This is a genomic window from Nocardioides scoriae (assembly GCF_900104965.1).
Classification (GTDB): Bacteria; Actinomycetota; Actinomycetes; order Propionibacteriales; family Nocardioidaceae; genus Marmoricola; species Marmoricola scoriae.
The window spans coordinates 674,372-689,234 of the sequence record NZ_LT629757.1 but is presented as its reverse complement, the minus strand read 5'-3'; the positions used below and the strand labels follow the sequence as shown (position 1 = coordinate 689,234).

16 protein-coding genes are annotated in these 14,863 nt (G+C 74.5%); 8 read left to right on the top strand and 8 right to left on the bottom strand.

Annotated elements, in window-relative coordinates; all coding sequences use genetic code 11:
* Window position 1 precedes the first annotated feature (1 nt).
* On the top strand, window positions 2-373 hold the full coding sequence (locus tag BLU55_RS03280; protein WP_091726031.1) for a hypothetical protein: 372 nt from the start codon (window positions 2-4) through the stop codon (window positions 371-373).
* A gap of 14 nt (window positions 374-387) precedes the next feature.
* Here BLU55_RS03280 and BLU55_RS03275 read toward each other — a convergent pair whose 3' ends face one another.
* The 4 genes from BLU55_RS03275 to BLU55_RS03260 form a co-directional block, all read right to left on the bottom strand.
* On the bottom strand, window positions 388-1,464 hold the full coding sequence (locus tag BLU55_RS03275) for a DNA polymerase domain-containing protein (protein ID WP_091726028.1): 1,077 nt from the start codon (window positions 1,462-1,464) through the stop codon (window positions 388-390).
* 46 nt (window positions 1,465-1,510) lie between these two features.
* Window positions 1,511-1,912, bottom strand: coding sequence for a hypothetical protein (locus BLU55_RS03270; RefSeq protein ID WP_091726025.1), 402 nt, complete (start codon window positions 1,910-1,912; stop codon window positions 1,511-1,513).
* Window positions 1,909-3,105 (bottom strand): fatty acid desaturase family protein, encoded by a 1,197-nt coding sequence (locus BLU55_RS03265; RefSeq protein ID WP_091726021.1) that lies wholly within the window; start codon window positions 3,103-3,105, stop codon window positions 1,909-1,911. Before BLU55_RS03265 ends, BLU55_RS03270 begins: the two co-directional genes overlap by 4 nt.
* 62 nt (window positions 3,106-3,167) lie before the next feature.
* A complete protein-coding gene (locus BLU55_RS03260; RefSeq protein WP_091726019.1) occupies window positions 3,168-4,277 on the bottom strand; it encodes a ferredoxin reductase in 1,110 nt (369 codons plus the stop codon).
* A gap of 131 nt (window positions 4,278-4,408) precedes the next feature.
* Here BLU55_RS03260 and msrB point away from each other — a divergent pair, with 131 nt between their 5' ends.
* Window positions 4,409-4,840 (top strand): peptide-methionine (R)-S-oxide reductase MsrB, encoded by a 432-nt coding sequence (gene msrB, locus BLU55_RS03255; protein ID WP_091726017.1) that lies wholly within the window; start codon window positions 4,409-4,411, stop codon window positions 4,838-4,840.
* Between the two features lie 72 nt (window positions 4,841-4,912).
* Here the strand turns inward: msrB and hemQ are convergent, their stop codons facing one another.
* Both hemQ and hemG read right to left on the bottom strand, forming a co-directional pair.
* Window positions 4,913-5,608: a hydrogen peroxide-dependent heme synthase gene (gene hemQ / locus BLU55_RS03250; protein WP_091726014.1), complete on the bottom strand. Its 696-nt coding sequence runs from the start codon at window positions 5,606-5,608 to the stop codon at window positions 4,913-4,915.
* Window positions 5,605-7,050: a protoporphyrinogen oxidase gene (hemG, locus tag BLU55_RS03245; RefSeq protein WP_091733346.1), complete on the bottom strand. Its 1,446-nt coding sequence runs from the start codon at window positions 7,048-7,050 to the stop codon at window positions 5,605-5,607. The genes hemQ and hemG overlap by 4 nt, the downstream gene beginning before the upstream one ends.
* A gap of 84 nt (window positions 7,051-7,134) precedes the next feature.
* Between hemG and BLU55_RS03240 the strand changes: the two genes are divergently transcribed.
* Entirely contained in the window at window positions 7,135-8,064 is a 930-nt protein-coding gene (locus BLU55_RS03240) for a DUF4349 domain-containing protein (RefSeq protein ID WP_157682709.1), read from the top strand.
* Window positions 8,065-8,067: 3 nt separating this feature from the next.
* On the opposite strand, the gene hemE is transcribed toward BLU55_RS03240, so the two are convergent.
* On the bottom strand, window positions 8,068-9,120 hold the full coding sequence (gene hemE, locus BLU55_RS03235) for a uroporphyrinogen decarboxylase (protein ID WP_091726009.1): 1,053 nt from the start codon (window positions 9,118-9,120) through the stop codon (window positions 8,068-8,070).
* Between the two features lie 69 nt (window positions 9,121-9,189).
* Between hemE and BLU55_RS03230 the strand changes: the two genes are divergently transcribed.
* Window positions 9,190-9,789, top strand: coding sequence for a DUF3000 domain-containing protein (locus BLU55_RS03230; protein ID WP_091726007.1), 600 nt, complete (start codon window positions 9,190-9,192; stop codon window positions 9,787-9,789).
* Entirely contained in the window at window positions 9,789-11,135 is a 1,347-nt protein-coding gene (locus BLU55_RS03225; RefSeq protein ID WP_091726004.1) for an HRDC domain-containing protein, read from the top strand. The genes BLU55_RS03230 and BLU55_RS03225 overlap by 1 nt, the downstream gene beginning before the upstream one ends.
* Window positions 11,136-11,151: 16 nt before the next feature.
* On the opposite strand, the gene BLU55_RS03220 is transcribed toward BLU55_RS03225, so the two are convergent.
* Window positions 11,152-12,525, bottom strand: coding sequence for an ABC transporter substrate-binding protein (locus tag BLU55_RS03220; protein ID WP_157682708.1), 1,374 nt, complete (start codon window positions 12,523-12,525; stop codon window positions 11,152-11,154).
* A gap of 166 nt (window positions 12,526-12,691) precedes the next feature.
* Between BLU55_RS03220 and BLU55_RS03215 the strand changes: the two genes are divergently transcribed.
* The 3 genes from BLU55_RS03215 to BLU55_RS03205 all read left to right on the top strand — a co-directional run bounded on the left by BLU55_RS03215 (window position 12,692) and on the right by BLU55_RS03205 (window position 14,848).
* Window positions 12,692-13,531 (top strand): hypothetical protein, encoded by an 840-nt coding sequence (locus tag BLU55_RS03215; RefSeq protein WP_091725998.1) that lies wholly within the window; start codon window positions 12,692-12,694, stop codon window positions 13,529-13,531.
* Window positions 13,531-14,142: a hypothetical protein gene (locus BLU55_RS03210; RefSeq protein ID WP_091725995.1), complete on the top strand. Its 612-nt coding sequence runs from the start codon at window positions 13,531-13,533 to the stop codon at window positions 14,140-14,142. Before BLU55_RS03215 ends, BLU55_RS03210 begins: the two co-directional genes overlap by 1 nt.
* 193 nt (window positions 14,143-14,335) lie before the next feature.
* The gene (locus tag BLU55_RS03205) at window positions 14,336-14,848 is read left to right on the top strand and encodes a type II toxin-antitoxin system PemK/MazF family toxin (RefSeq protein ID WP_231917027.1); all 513 of its coding nucleotides are present in this window, start codon (window positions 14,336-14,338) and stop codon (window positions 14,846-14,848) included.
* Window positions 14,849-14,863 lie beyond the last annotated feature (15 nt).

The following is a 14,863-nucleotide window of genomic DNA, read 5'->3' as shown; positions in this document are numbered from 1 at the left end:
GGTGGCGCTCTTCCGCAAGCGCCGCGACGCGCTCCGCCCGCCCGTGGCCGACCTCGACGCCGCCGAGGTGAGCGCCGAGGGCCGCACCCTCGCGCTGCGCCAGGCCGTGGTCGGCGCCCGCGTCGACGGCGGCCGGCTCCAGGTCGAGGTCCACCACCCGGTCTTCGCCGACCTGCCCGACGAGTCCCGGCTCCGGGCCGCCGAGGAGATCATGGTCGCCACCCTCGGCGAGCAGGGCCTGCGGCAGAGCGTCGGCGAGCTGCGCGCGGTGGCCTACCAGCCCATCGACTCCTTCGGCCTCGACCCGCTGCGCAGCTTCGTGCGCAGCCTCGGGGTCAGCATCGAGCCTCCAGCCGAGGACCCGCCCGCCTGAACGGTCGCCGCCGGTCAGTCCTCGACCCGGTTGCCCTCCGCGTCCCAGTGCGCGGCGACCTTCTTCGACGGCTGCACCCGCGGCGGCTCGCCGGGCATCTTGGGGTGGTCCGGCGGGTAGTTGGCCTCGCCCTCGCCCGACTCCTCGTAGAGGCGCAGCAGCGGCTCCAGGGAGTGCGCCACGTCGTCGATGCCGGCCCACGGGTCGCCGTCGGCGAGCCGGTCGGGCACGGTGAACAGGTTGAAGGCGCCGGGGTCGGTCAGGCCGGCCAGCTCCTCCCAGGTCACCGGCGTCGAGACGGGAGCCCCCGCTCGCGGTCGCAGGGAGTACGCCGAGGCGATGGTCCGGTCGCGCGCGTTCTGGTTGTAGTCGACGAAGATCCGCTCCCCCCGCTCCTCCTTCCACCACCGGGTCGTGACGCCGTCGTCGCGCTCCTCCAGCGCCCGGCCGAAGCCGATCGCGGCGTGGCGGACGTCGACGAAGTCCCAGCGCGGCTCGATGCGGACGTAGACGTGGACGCCGCGGTTGCCGCTGGTCTTCGGGTAGCCGGTCAGCCCCAGCTCCTCGAGCAGCTCGCGGGCCACGCCGGCCACCCGGACGGCGTCGGTGAAGGTCGTCCCGGGCTGCGGGTCGAGGTCGATGCGCAGCTCGTCGGGGTGGTCGTTGTCCCCGCTGCGGGTGGGCCACGGGTGGAAGGTGATCGTGCCCATCTGGGCGCACCACCCGACGGTGGCCAGGTTGGCCACGCAGACCTCCTCGGCGGTGCGACCGCTGGGGAAGGTGACGCGGGCCGTCTCGACGTACTCCGGGGCGCCCCTGGGCACCCGCTTGCTGTAGAACGCGTCGCTCTTGTCGCCGCGGCCGGTGGCCAGGGTGATGCCCTCGTGGACCCCGCTGGTCCACCGCTCGAGGGCGGTCGGGCGGTCGCCCAGCGCGCGCATCACGCCGTCGGCCACCGCGACGTAGTACTGCACCACCTCGAGCTTGGTCACCGCGGGCGTGTGGTCGGTGGCCGGGTAGACCACACGGTCCGGGCTGGTCACCCGGACCGTGTGGTCCGCTGCGTCGACGTGGGCTGCGGGAGTGGCCATGGCGGCCAATCTAGCCAGCCTCGCCGACAGCGCTCCGGAGCCGGCCTCAGCCGACCGGCAGCGCCTCCTCGGCGAGGACCGAGTTGGGGCTGAAGACCGGTCGCCGGTCCGTGGCCTCGGCGGTCGCCCGCACGAACTCGAACCCGGAGGTCGTCACCATCACCCATCCCGCGGGGGCGGTCGGGTGACCCAGCGCAGCGGTCCAGCTGGTGCCCCAGTGCTCCAGCGCGTGCTCGGCGCAGGCGCGGTGGGTCGGCGGGAAGTGGAACGCCTCCGCCGACGCCTCGGCCCGGCTGCCGATGAAGACCACCGGACGGTCGAGCGACTTCGCGCACACGCCGCAGATGCGGCTCAGCGCGCACTGCGTCACCCGGGACCTGTCGAGCCCCAGGTCACCCCTGCTGGCGAACGGCAGGTCGCCGATGCCGACGGAGGGCTGGTCCTTCACGCGCTCGCCCGGGTGGTCCAGGTCCCGGTCTCGGTGCGCCGCGTCGGGCGCTCCTCGGCCCGCTTGCGACCGCGCGGCACGTCGGGACCGGCGGGCCCGTCGTGGCGGTCGGGCGAGGAGAACTTGTTGGGCAGCGCCAGCTTGTGGATCGTGCGCAGCGCCTGGCCGTACTGCTGGTGCAGCGGCCCCGTCGTGTAGGGGATGCCGTACTTCTCCAGCAGCGGGCGCACCCGGTCGCTGATCTCGGCGTAGCGGTTGCTCGGCAGGTCGGGAAACAGGTGGTGCTCGATCTGGTAGCCGAGGTTGCCGGACATGACGTGCAGCAGCGGGCCGCCCTGGAAGTTGGCCGAGCCGAGGGCCTGGCGCAGGTACCACTCCGCGCGGGTCTCGTCCTCGATCTCCTCCTCGGTGAAGTGCAGCGCACCGTCGGGGAAGTGCCCGCAGAAGATGATCATGTAGGACCACAGGTTGCGGCTCAGGTTGGCGATGGCGTTGGCCTTGGCGGTCTGGATCGCGGCCGGGCCGGTCAGCAGCGGGAACAGGATGTAGTCCTTGCCGATCTGGCGGCGGATCTTCACCCCGATCTGCTTGAGCTGCTTCTTCATGACCTTGGGGTCCTTCTCGCCCTTGCGGATCGCCTCGAGGTCGAGGTCGTGCAGCGAGACGCCCCACTGGAACAGCAGTGCGAGGAGGGCGTTGTAGACCGGCTGGCCCACGTTGACCGGGTGCCACTTCTGCTCCCGGGCCATCCGCAGGATGCCGTAGCCGATGTCGTTGTCGTGGCCCAGCACGTTGGTGAACTGGTGGTGCACGTAGTTGTGGCTGTGCTTCCACTGCTCGGCGGGCTGCGCGGTGTCCCACTCCCAGGTGCTGGAGTGGATCTCCGGGTCGTTCATCCAGTCCCACTGGCCGTGCATGACGTTGTGGCCGATCTCCATGTTCTCGAGGATCTTGGCCACGCCGAGCATGGCGGCACCGGCGAAGAAGGCCGGCTTCCACCTGCTGGCGAACAGCGTGATGCGACCGGCGGCCGCGAGGCGGCGCTGGATGGTGATGATGCGGTTGATGTACGCCGCGTCGGCAGCGCCGCGCGACTCCTCGATGTCCTTGCGGATCTGGTCGAACTCGCGTCCGAGCTCCTCCACCTCCTCGGGGGTGAGGTGGGTGTACTCCTTGACGTCGGCGATGGCCATGCGCAGCTCCTCGGTGGTGGTGTCGGTGGTCGTGCGGGCGGTGCGGTGGTGCCGGTCGTGCGTCAGATGTCGAGCGTGCAGTCGCCGGCCAGGGCCGTGACGCAGGTCTGGATGGGCTCGTTGGGCCCGGAGTACTCGTCGCCGCTGCGCAGGTCGCGCACGGTGCCCTCGACGAGGGTGAGCGTGCAGGTGTGGCAGATGCCCATGCGGCAGCCGTAGGGCAGGCCGAGCCCGGCCTGCTCCCCCGCCTCGAGGACGGTGGTGGCGCCGTCGACCTCGAGCGACTTGTGGGAGTTGGTGAAGGTGAGGGTGCCGCCCTCGGCGCCCTCGCCCCCGAGGTCGAGGGTGAAGCGCTCGAGGTGCAGGTGGTCCTCGACGCCGGCGGCCTCCCAGTGCTCCTCGCAGGCGTCGAGCATCGGCGCGGGGCCGCAGGCGTAGGTCTCGCGGCCCTTCCAGTCCGGGCAGACGCGGTCGAGGTCCTTCATCTCGAGCATGCCGTCGGCGTCGGTGTGCTGCTCGTGCAGCGTGAGCCCGGCGTGCTTCTCGCTCAGCGCCACCAGCTCGTCGCGGAAGATCATCCGGTCCTTGGTGGGCGAGCTGTAGGCCAGCACGACGTCGGGCATGGTGTCGCGGCGGTCCAGCGTGCGCAGCATCGACATCACCGGGGTGATGCCGCTGCCGCCGACGAGGAAGAACAGCTTCGCCGGGGGCGGCTCGGGCAGCACGAAGTCGCCGTTGGGCGCGGCCAGGCGCAGGATGGTGCCCGGCTCGAGGCCGGAGACGAGGTGCTCGGAGAGGAAGCCCTCGGGCATGGCGCGCACCGTGATGGCGATCGTGCGACCGGACCGCTTGGGCGCCGAGGAGACGGAGTAGGAGCGCCAGTGGAACTTGCCCCCGACCTGGATCCCGATGCCGACGTACTGGCCGGGGCGGTGGTCGTAGCGCCAGCCCCAGCCGGGCCGGATCACGATCGTGGCGGCGTCGTCGGTCTCCGGCACGACCTTCTCGATGCGGCCGCGCAGCTCGCGCGAGGTCCACAGCGGGTTGATCAGCGACAGGTAGTCGTCAGGGCTCAGCGGCGTGGTGAGCCGGCCGCCGATCTGGCGGACCTTCTCCCACGGGACCTTGTCCTGGAGGTCCGAGAGCTTCTCCTGCGACCGTTCGGCGACCATGTGTGATGTGCCTTCCCTGAGCCTCGTTGCCCCAGATGAGTGAACAGGTGTCCACTCGTCTCGTCAATACCTCGAGTGGTACCCCGAGACGGCTGACCGTGACGCTTGGGCCGGAGATTAACGTTGATCGCATGAGTTATCAGGTGAACAAGAGCGATGCCGAGTGGCGGGCCGAGCTCGATCCCGAGGAGTTCCGCGTGCTGCGCCAGGCCGGGACCGAGGCCCCCTTCGTCGGCGAGTACACCGACACCAAGACGGCCGGGTCCTACCGGTGCCGCGCGTGCCAGGCGGAGCTGTTCCGCTCCGACACCAAGTTCGACTCCCACTGCGGGTGGCCGTCGTTCTACGCGCCACTCGCGGAGGACCGCGTGGAGTACGTCGAGGACCGCTCGTTCGGCAGCGTCCGCACCGAGGTCCGCTGCGCGACGTGCGGCTCCCACCTCGGCCACGTCTTCGAGGGCGAGGGGTACGGCATCCCGACCGATCAGCGCTACTGCATCAACTCGATCAGCATGACGCTCGTGGCCGACGAGGGGCCCGAGGACGCCCCGCGCCGGGCCTGATCCCGCCCGGTGCGCGGTCGTGCTCCGAGACGCACGACCGCCCGCCGGTGCCGGAAGACCGGGCGCCGAGGATCAGGGCAGCGCGGCGAGCAGCTCGGTGGGGGTGCGGCGACGGCCCGTGTAGAACGGGACCTCCTCGCGCACGTGGCGCCGGGCGGTCGAGGCCCGCAGGTGGCGCATCAGGTCGACGATGCGGTGCAGCTCGTCGGCCTCGAAGGCCAGCAGCCACTCGTAGTCGCCCAGCGCGAAGCTGGCGACCGTGTTGGCGCGCACGTCGGGGAAGCCGCGGGCCATCTGGCCGTGCTCGGCGAGCATCGCGCGGCGCTCGGAGTCCTCGAGGAGGTACCACTCGTAGGACCGCACGAACGGGTAGACGCACACGTAGTCGCGGGCGTCCTCGCCGGCGAGGAACGCCGGGATGTGGCTCTTGTTGAACTCCGCCGGGCGGTGCAGCGCGACCTGCGACCACACCGGGTCCAGGCGCCGGCCGAAGCGGGTGCGGCGCAGCTGGTGGTACGCCGACTGCACGCCCTCGACGGTCTCGGCGTGCCACCAGACCATGACGTCGGCGTCGGCGCGCAGGCCCGCGATGTCGTAGAGCCCGCGGACGAGCACGTCGTCGGCCTCGAGCTTGGCGAACAGCTCGTCGACCTCGCGGGCCTCGGCCTCGCGATCGGCGTCGTCGAGGACGTCGCGGAGGCTGAAGACCGACCACATCGTGTAGCGGATGGTGTCGTTGAGCTCGCGTGCCTTCTTGCCGTTGGTCATGGCGCCATTGTGTCAAGGCCGCGAAGCGCCTGGACCACCGCCAGGTCGGCCGAGGCGATGCAGGCCGGGATCCCCACCCCGTCGTACGCCGAGCCGCAGACCGCGAGCCCCGGCAGCGCCGCCACCTCGCGCCGCACGGCCGCCACCCGGTCGAGGTGGCCGACGGCGTACTGCGGCAGCGCCCCGCCCCAGCGCTGCACGTGGGTGTCGACCGGCACGACCGCGGCGCCGACCGCCTGGGACAGGTCGGCCAGCGCCAGCGCCACCAGCTCCTCGTCGCTGCGCTGCAGGGCCTGCTCCTCCCGGTGGCGCCCCAGCGAGCACCGGAGCAGCAGCAGGTCCTCCCCCGCTCCCGCGCCGACCCCCGCCTCGCGGACCCAGTCCCACTTGGCGAAGGAGAACGTCGAGGCCTTGATCGCGTGCCCGTCCACGGGCGGCACCAGGAAGCCCGACCCCGCCACCGCCGGGAAGGTCGCGGCCGGGACGGCCAGGGTCACGATCGCCATCGAGGCGTGCTCGACCCGCGCCAGCTCCAGCGCGGCCAGCGGGGCGACGTCGCTGAGCAGCCGCGCCGTCGAGCGGGCCGGCGTCGCGAGCACCACGGCGTCGGCCCGCAGCACCTCGGCCTCGACGGTGGGGCCGACGACCAGGTTCCAGCCCCCGCCCGGGCGACGCGCCAGGTCGCGCACCGTCGCCCCCGTGCGCACCTGCACCCCCGAGTCGGCCAGCGACGCGGCCAGCGCGGCGGGCAGCCGGGCCATCCCCCCGCGCAGGCCGGCGAAGACCGGCGCGGTCACGGGCTCGCCGACCGGCGGCAGCGCCGCCCCCGCGGCCCGCGACAGGGCCCGGTCGCGCTCGAGCAGCGCCACCACCTGGGGCACCGCGGCGCGGGCCGAGATCTCGCGGGAGTGGCCGGCGTACACCCCACCGAGGAGGGGCTCCACCAGCCGGTCGACGACCTCCGCCCCGAGGCGCTCCTCGACCAGCCGTCCGACGCTGACGTCCTCGCCGCCGAGGTCGGTCGCCGGCAGCACGGCGTCGAGGGCCGCGCGGGCGATCCCCCGGGCCGAGATCACGCCCTCGAGGGAGCGCAGGTCGGTCGGCACCCCCATCAGGGTGCGCGGCATCGGCACCAGCCGGTCGCGGTTCCACAGCTGCGCCGAGGTGGTGGCGGGGTGCACCAGCGCGTCGCCCAGGCCGACCTCGCGGGCCAGCCTCACGCCCTCGGGACGCCGGTGCAGCATCGCCTCGGCGCCCACGTCGACGAGGACTCCCCCGACCTCCGCGCGGTGCAGGCTGCCGCCCACCCGGGGGGCTGCCTCGAGCACGACTACCTCGGCGTCGGGCCGGGTGGCGACCACCCGCCGGGCGGCGGCGAGGCCGGCGATCCCGGCGCCCACCACGACGACGCGGGGAGGGCGTCGGTCGGGGCTCGTCGGCACCGTCCCAGCGTGGCACACCACCCCGGGCGTCCTCGCCGTGGCGGCCGCCGGGAACCACGCCCGCGTCACCTGCGTCACACCGCCGTGACCACACCTCGCCGGGCCCTCCCGCTGCTGCTCGTCGTGCTGCTCCTCGCGCTCGCCGGGTGCGGCGGCGCCGGTGGCCGGACCGCCTCGAGCGACGCGGGCTCGGCGCCCGACGTCGCCGCCCCGGAGCCGCTCGACGCGGCCGGCCCGGCCGACGAGGGCGCGGGCGGCGCGGGCGGCGCAGGCGGCGCAGCGACGAGCCGCGCCGTCACGGGCGGGACCCCCTACGCCCTGCTGCCGCAGCAGCGGGCGGTGGTCTCGACCGGCGCCGTCACCGTCACCACGCGCGACGTCGACGAGGCCCGCGACGAGGCGATGACCCGCGTCGCCGGGTGGCGCGGCACCGTCGCCGACGAGCGCACCCGCAGCGACCGCGACGGCACCGCCCGCAGCTCGACGCTCACGCTGCGGGTGCCCGCCGCGCGCTTCGACGAGGCCATGGCCTCGCTGGCCGACCTGGGCCGGGTGCAGCGCCAGACCCGCAGCGCCGAGGACGTCACCACGCAGGTCGTCGACACCGACGCCCGGGTGCGTGCCGCCGAGCGCAGCATCCGCCGCATCGAGGTGCTGCTCGGACGTGCCCAGGAGCTGCGCGACGTGATCGCGATCGAGTCCGACCTCGCGCAGCGCCAGGCCGACCTCGACTCGCTGCGGTCCCAGCAGGCCTACCTGTCCGACCAGACCACCCAGGCGACGCTGACGCTCCGCCTGCAGCGGCGCGACGCGGTGGCACCGGCCCGGGACACCCGCGGCTTCCTCGGCGGGCTGCGCGAGGGCTGGGGCGCCCTCGGGAGCTCGACGGCCGCCGCCGCGACCGTGGTCGGGGCGGCGCTGCCGTTCGCCCTGCTGCTCGCCCTGCTGGGCGTGCCGGCCGCGGTCGTCGTGCGGCGCCGCCGCACCGCTGCGCCGCAGCCCAGCGGCGGCTGAGGCTCAGCGCTGGGAGACCTCGTGGACGAAGTCGGTCAGCCGGGCGAGCTGGTCGGGGTCGGTGGCGGGGATGACGCCGTGGCCCAGGTTGAACACGTGGCCCGGCGCGGTGCGGCCGACCTCGACGACCTCGCGGGCCCGCTCGAGCATCACCTCGGTGGGCGCGAAGACCAGGGTGGGGTCGAGGTTGCCCTGGACCGCCCGGCCGCCCGCGCGCTCGATGCCGGCCGCCAGCGGCACCCGCCAGTCGACGCCCACGACGTCGGCGCCGGCCGCGCCCATGAGGTCGAGGATCTCGCCGGTGCCGACGCCGAAGTGGATCCGGGGGACGCCGGTCGCACCGATCCGCTCCAGCACCTGCGCGGACCACGGCATCACGTGCTGCTCGTAGTCGGCGCGCGAGACCGCGCCCGCCCACGAGTCGAACAGCTGCACGGCGGAGGCACCGGCCTCCACCTGGACCTCGAGGTACGCCGCGGCGATGCCGGCGATCTTGGCCATCAGCGCCGCCCACACCTCGGGGGCGCCGAACATCATCGCCTTGGTGCGGGCGTGGTCCTTCGAGGGGCCGCCCTCCACCAGGTAGGAGGCCACCGTGAAGGGCGCCCCCGCGAAGCCGATGAGCGGCGTCGCCCCCAGCTCGCCCACCAGCGCCCGGACCGACTCGGTGACGAAGCCGACGTGCTCGGGGGTCAGGTCGGGGATGGCCTCGACGTCGGCCAGCGTGCGCACCGGCGAGGCGACCACGGGGCCGACGCCCGGCGTGATGTCGAGGTCGACCCCGACGGCCTTGAGCGGCAGCACGATGTCGGAGAAGAAGATCGCGGCGTCGACGCCGTAGCGGCGCACGGGCTGGAGCGTGATCTCGACGACCAGGTCGGGCCGCATGCACGACTCGAGCATGCTCACGCCCTCGCGCAGCGCGCGGTACTCCGGGAGGGAGCGGCCGGCCTGGCGCATGAACCACACGGGCGTGTGGGTGACGGGCTCGCCGCGGGCGGCGGAGAGGAAGGCGGACGCGTGCAGCGCGGGGTCGGTCGTCGAGGCGGCGGGCATGCCCCGATCCTCCCAGGTCAGGCGGCGAGTCGAGACCCGGGGATGGCGGATCCGGCCTACCCTGAGGCCATGGCGGCACCTGATCACCCGCGCCTCGAGCCTGCGGCTGCACCCTCCGACTTCCGGCGTGCCGTGGCCCAGATGCAGACGGCGCGCTTCCGACCCGAGCTGTTCGTCGAGCAGATGCCGGCCCCCCAGCGCATCGCCCCCCACGCGTCGGCCTTGTCGGCCGACGTGACGGTGGACGGCGAGGACGTCGGCTCCGGACGGCTCGTGCTGCTGCACGACCCCGCCGGCAACGACGCGTGGGACGGCACCTTCCGCTGCGTGGCCTACGCCCGCGCCGAGATCGACCCCGAGCTGGTCAGCGACCCGATGCTCGCCGAGGTCGGCTGGACCTGGCTGGTGGAGGCGCTCGAGGCCCACGGCGCGGAGTACGCCGTGCCCTCGGGCAGCGTCACCTGCGTCAGCTCCGAGAGCTTCGGCGGCATGTCCGACGAGCCCGCGACCGCCCAGCTCGAGATCCGGGCGTCGTGGTCGCCGTCGGGCGACCTCACCCCGCACGTCGAGGCGTGGGGCGAGCTGCTGTGCGCCGCCGTGGGCCTGCCGCCAGTGCCCGAGGGCGTCGCGGTGATGCCCTCGCGTCGTGGACAACGCGGCCCGGCCTGATGCCGGCACCCGTCGTCCCGTCCGACCACCCCGTCGAGCCCACCGAGCCCACCGGCCCGGCTGCCACCGAGGTCGCCGTCGAGGCGCCCGCACCGCCGCCGCTGCTGACCCTGCGCGACGGCCTCCCCGACATCGTCGACACCCCCGAGGCGCTGGCCGACGTCGTGCGCCGCGTGGCCGCCGGCACCGGCCCGGTCGCCCTCGACGCCGAGCGGGCCTCGGGCTACCGCTACTCCTCGCGGGCCTACCTGATCCAGCTGCGCCGCGAGGGCAGTGGCACCGCCCTCATCGACCCGATCGCCTTCGAGGACCTGCGCGACCTCGACGCGGCCATCGGCGACGCGGAGTGGATCCTGCACGCCGCCAGCCAGGACCTGCCGTGCCTGCGCGAGCTCGGCCTGCACCCCCGCGCCCTGTTCGACACCGAGCTCGCGGCCCGGCTGCTGGGTTACCCGCGCGTCGGCCTGGCCACGCTCGTCGAGGTGATCATGGGTCGCACGATGCGCAAGGAGCACTCCGCGGTCGACTGGTCGAAGCGACCTCTGCCGACACCGTGGCTGGAGTACGCCGCCCTCGACGTCGAGGTGCTCGTCGAGCTCCGCGACGTGATCGCCGCCCAGCTGGCGGAGTCCGAGAAGCAGCAGTGGGCCGAGGAGGAGTTCGCCCACCTGATGGAGCACGTGCCCGCCCCGCGGGCCGAGCCCTGGCGCCGCACCTCGGGCATCCACAAGGCCAAGGGCCGCCGCGGCCTGGCGGCGGTGCGCGAGCTCTGGACGGCCCGCGACGCGATCGCCCAGGAGCGCGACACCACGCCGGGCCGGCTCGTCCCCGACGCCGCCATGATCGCCGCGGCCAACGCCATGCCGACCACCCGCCAGGCGCTGCTCGACACCCCGGGCTTCCACGGCCGAGGTGCCCGCCGCCACGCCGACCGCTGGCTGGCCGCGCTCGACGACGCCCGCGCCCTCGCCGACTCCGAGCTGCCCCCGCTGACGATGCGCTCCGACGCTCCGCCCGCGCCGCGGGTGTGGGCCGAGCGCGACCCCGTGGCCGCGGGCCGGCTGGCGGTCGCGCGCGACCTGGTGACGGCGTACGCCGAGGAGCACGACGTCCCGGTCGAGAACCTGCTGACGCCGGACTACCTGCGGCGCGTGATGTGGAAGCCGCCCGTGGTCGCGCCCGACGCCGACCACGCCGCGGTGGAGGCCGCGGTCGGGGCCGATCTCTCGGCCCTGGGCGCCCGAGGCTGGCAGGTGCGGATCACGGCGCCGCTGCTGGCCGAGGCGATCCTGCACCCCGCGCTGCCCGACGACACCCCGGCCGCGCCGGGCACCCCGACGGCCTGAGCCGTCCGCGGCCCGACTACGGCGTGCTGCTGCTGGAGGGGTCCGACGGCGTGGGCTGCTGGCTGGGGTCGGCGTCGGGGTCGAGCAGCGGCACCGAGGCGGCGTCGAGCGCGGTGAGCCGCTCCTCGAGCGGGTCGATGACCGGCTCGTCGAACAGGTCGGTCAGCTGGGCGCCGGCCACCTGCAGCACGTCGACCCACCGGGTCGTGCTGGGCAGCAGCTCGATGTCGCGGACCTCGCGCACGAACACCTGGGAGTGCAGCGGCCGCTGGCCGGTCTGCAGGAACGCCTCGTCGTTGAGGCTGGCCAGGTTGGCGGGCATGGTGAACCCGGTCGCCGCCAGGGCGTCCTGGCTCTCCTGGGAGATCATCGTGGCCAGGAAGTCCGCGGCGGTGTCCTGCTGGTCGGAGTCGGCCGACAAGCACGCGCCGGTGATGCGGGCGACGGTCGCACCGCTGCCCAGGGACGGCAGCGGCATCACGTCGAAGGTGAGGCTGGGCCGGGTGCGCAGCTCCGCGGTCAGGTCGCGGTAGCCCAGCAGCATGCCGAGCTTGCCCTCCTCGAACCGCTGCAGCGCCGAGCGCTTCGCGATGGCGTCCTGGCCGAAGGTCAGCGCCGGGTTGCGGACCACCTCGAGCAGCTGCTCGAGCGCGTCGCGGCTGGCGTCGTCGGACAGCGTCAGCGTGGTCGGGTCGGCGGTGTCGTCGACGACCTCGCCGCCGCCGGAGAACACGAAGGGCGCGACCTGGTCCAGCTGCGGCTCGACGTAGAGACCGCGCACGCCCGGGCGGCGCGGCTGCTCCGCGGCGCGGGCGAACTCCTCGAGGGTCCAGCCCCGCTCCTGGGTGATGGGGCGGCGCCCCGGCTCGGCGATCTCGTCGAGCTCGATGAGCTTGGGGTTGTAGTAGACGACCAGCGGCGAGACGTCGACGGGCATGCACTGCAGCGCGGCCTGGTCGCTGAAGGCCTCGAGCCCGGTGCGGTTGAAGCCGTCACCGAAGTCGACCTGGCGCTGGGCGAGCAGGTCGTCGACGCGGCGCACGGCCTTGGTCTGCATCAGGTCGGCGAGGTCCTCTCGTCCGGCCAGGAAGAGGTCGGGCGCCTTGCCCTCCGAGCGCAGCCGGACCAGGGCCGACATGGCCTCGGCGTGGTCGGCGTACGCCTTGACGCGGACCGGGCGGTCGGGGTGCTGGCTGGTCCAGGTAGCGGCGAGCGAGCGGTAGACGTCGGTGACCTCGTCGGGGCCGTAGACCGCGAGGACGACGGCGTCCTGGGTCGGCGAGGACGAGGAGGACGACGAGGGGGTCGGCTCCGCCGCCGGCGGCTCCTGCTCGGTGGACGTGCAGGCGGCCGTGGCCGTGAGCACCGCCAGCGCGGCCGTGGCCACCACCGACCGACGTAGCGACCACCCGACCCGCATCCGTGTGTGCCCCTCTCGTGCCTCGCGACCCCTGAGCCTCACCCGTCCGGGTGCTCGGTCGCCGTCACGATATCGGGACGCGCCACGGCTTCGTCATCGCCCGGCGGAGCGAGTCCCACGCGCCTACCCTGGGCACATGCACCCCACGCGCACCACGCGCCCGGCCACGCGCGGCCGCGCCCGCGCGCTCGCGCCCCTGCTCCTGCTCGCCCTCGGCGCCACGGCGTGCGGGGGCGAGGACACCACCCCGTCGGCTGCGGGCACCGAGGACGCGAGCCCCTCGGCCTCGGCCACCCCCAGCGAGACCCCGACCACGGCGACCGCCTCGCCCACCCCGACTGCGACCGCGACCCCCGAGGCGACCCCGAGCCAGGGTCCGACCGCCTCCGCCACCCCGTCGGCCTCGCCCAGCGCCTCGACGGCCCCCTCCCCGACGGCGCCGCCCGCGCCCGCTCCCGCGTCGTCGGTGCTGCTCTCGGCCGCCGAGCTGCCGCGGCTCAACGACGAGGCGCCCTGGTCGGTCGTGCGCACCCGCCCGGTCGGGTCGGAGGCCTTCGGCGTCTGCGCCCGCTTCGACGCCCTCACGATCGGCGCGGACAGCGGCGTCGAGCGCACCTTCGCCCACGCCGAGGACGACGCGGCCCAGCAGGTCCTCGACTTCCCGGACCCGAAGAACGCCAGCCGCGCCGCCGCCGTGCTCGACTCGTGGCGACAGGGGTGCAGCAGCCGGGTCCCGGGCGAGGGCGCCCGGGTCCGCGCGCGCACCGACGTGCCCCTCGGACAGGGTCGCGGGTGGTTCTACCTCGTCAGCTGGGAGGAGGACGGCGTCGGTCGCTGGGAGTCCTTGGGCATGGCTGTCTCGGGCTCGCGGATGGTGCTGCTGAGGATGGACCACGCCGGCGAGGACCACAACTACGCCCCCGGCCGCGACCCCCTCGAGCGCGGGCTGCAGCGGGCAGCGGCCAAGATGGGCTGATGACCGAGCGCCGTCACCACCGCCCCTCCCTGCCGGGCGCGCGCCACTTCGAGTCCATCGAGGGCACCACCGACCCCGCCACCCTGAGCGAGGCGGCCGACCGCGCCGCGACCGCGCTGGTGCGCGGGGCGCGCGAGCGCGGCGACGAGGAGCTCGTCGCCCGGGTCGTCCACCTCGCGGACCAGGAGGGCCTCGAGACGCTGGCCGAGCTCTGGTCGGGCGCGGCTGCCGACTCGCTGGCGGGCGCGCTGTGGCGGCTCTACCTGCTCCGCAGCTGGGTGTACGCCGACCCGCGCACCGCCGCGGCCGAGTTCGACGCCGGCCGCCGCCACGTCCCCGTGGCCGAGGTGGTCTCCGGCGTGGTCGAGCCCCCCGGCCCCGACGAGGTCCGGGCCCTGGTCGACGAGGTGCTCAGCGGCGTGGTGGTCGGCGACCTCGCGGACACCCTCTTCCGCGCGTCGGCCTTCGCGCGGGTCGCCGCGGCCGGCCGGGTCAGCGACACCAGCCCTGCCGCGTCGTACGCCTCGGACCTGTCGGCGGCCCGGCTGCTCACGCTCTCCGAGCAGCTCCAGCGCGCCGCCCACCTCGAGCTCGAGGGCCAGCTCGGCTGAGGCCGCGGCGTCGTGTTCCCGCGACGGCACGTGACACCTCTCGCACCGGATCACCGTGCCTGTCAGCCGCCTCGCTTGTAGGGTGGGCACTGCGCCGGACCGCGGCAGCCCCGGGTCCCACAATTAGCCGCTACGAGCGGCCACGCGCCGTGAGGCGCTCCCGGTCCGGCGCACTACTTCTGGAGGCCGGACCGTGAAGATCCGACTGGCCCAGCTCCGGGCCCTCACCCCGCTGATCCCCCGCGGTGCGCTGCGCTCGGCGCTCAACACGGCCTTGAGGCCCCGGCGTGCGGGAGCCCCGCCGCGCCCCGACGACCAGGCGCCCACCGGCCGCAGCATCGGGTGGGACGCCCGCGCGGACGGCCGCCCCGACCCCGGCGAGGTCTGCTGGGCGTGGGTGCCCTACGAGGAGGACGCCTCGCAGGGCAAGGACCGCCCCGTGCTCGTCGTCGGCACCGAGGGCCGCGACCTGCTCGCCCTCATGCTGACCTCGAAGGACCACGACCGCGACGCCGCCCAGGAGCGCCGCGCCGGACGCGAGTGGATGGACGTCGGGTCCGGCGCCTGGGACTCCCAGCGGCGCCCCAGCGAGGTCCGGCTCGACCGGCTGCTGCGGCTCGACCCCGACGGCGTGCGCCGGGAGGGGGCCGCGCTCGACCGGTCCACCTTCGACGCCGTCGTCGACGCCGCCCGCCCCTGGCTGTAGGTCGTCGCACCGGGT

Coding starts and splice junctions, on each gene's coding strand:
- BLU55_RS03275 (WP_091726028.1), bottom strand. CDS start 1,464: ATGGCCACTCCCGCAGCCCACGTCGACGCAGCGGACCACACGGTCCGG.
- BLU55_RS03265 (WP_091726021.1), bottom strand. CDS start 3,105: ATGGCCATCGCCGACGTCAAGGAGTACACCCACCTCACCCCCGAGGAG.
- BLU55_RS03260 (WP_091726019.1), bottom strand. CDS start 4,277: ATGGTCGCCGAACGGTCGCAGGAGAAGCTCTCGGACCTCCAGGACAAG.
- msrB (WP_091726017.1), top strand. CDS start 4,409: ATGAGTTATCAGGTGAACAAGAGCGATGCCGAGTGGCGGGCCGAGCTC.
- hemQ (WP_091726014.1), bottom strand. CDS start 5,608: ATGACCAACGGCAAGAAGGCACGCGAGCTCAACGACACCATCCGCTAC.
- hemE (WP_091726009.1), bottom strand. CDS start 9,120: ATGCCCGCCGCCTCGACGACCGACCCCGCGCTGCACGCGTCCGCCTTC.
- BLU55_RS03230 (WP_091726007.1), top strand. CDS start 9,190: ATGGCGGCACCTGATCACCCGCGCCTCGAGCCTGCGGCTGCACCCTCC.
- BLU55_RS03225 (WP_091726004.1), top strand. CDS start 9,789: ATGCCGGCACCCGTCGTCCCGTCCGACCACCCCGTCGAGCCCACCGAG.
- BLU55_RS03215 (WP_091725998.1), top strand. CDS start 12,692: ATGCACCCCACGCGCACCACGCGCCCGGCCACGCGCGGCCGCGCCCGC.
- BLU55_RS03210 (WP_091725995.1), top strand. CDS start 13,531: ATGACCGAGCGCCGTCACCACCGCCCCTCCCTGCCGGGCGCGCGCCAC.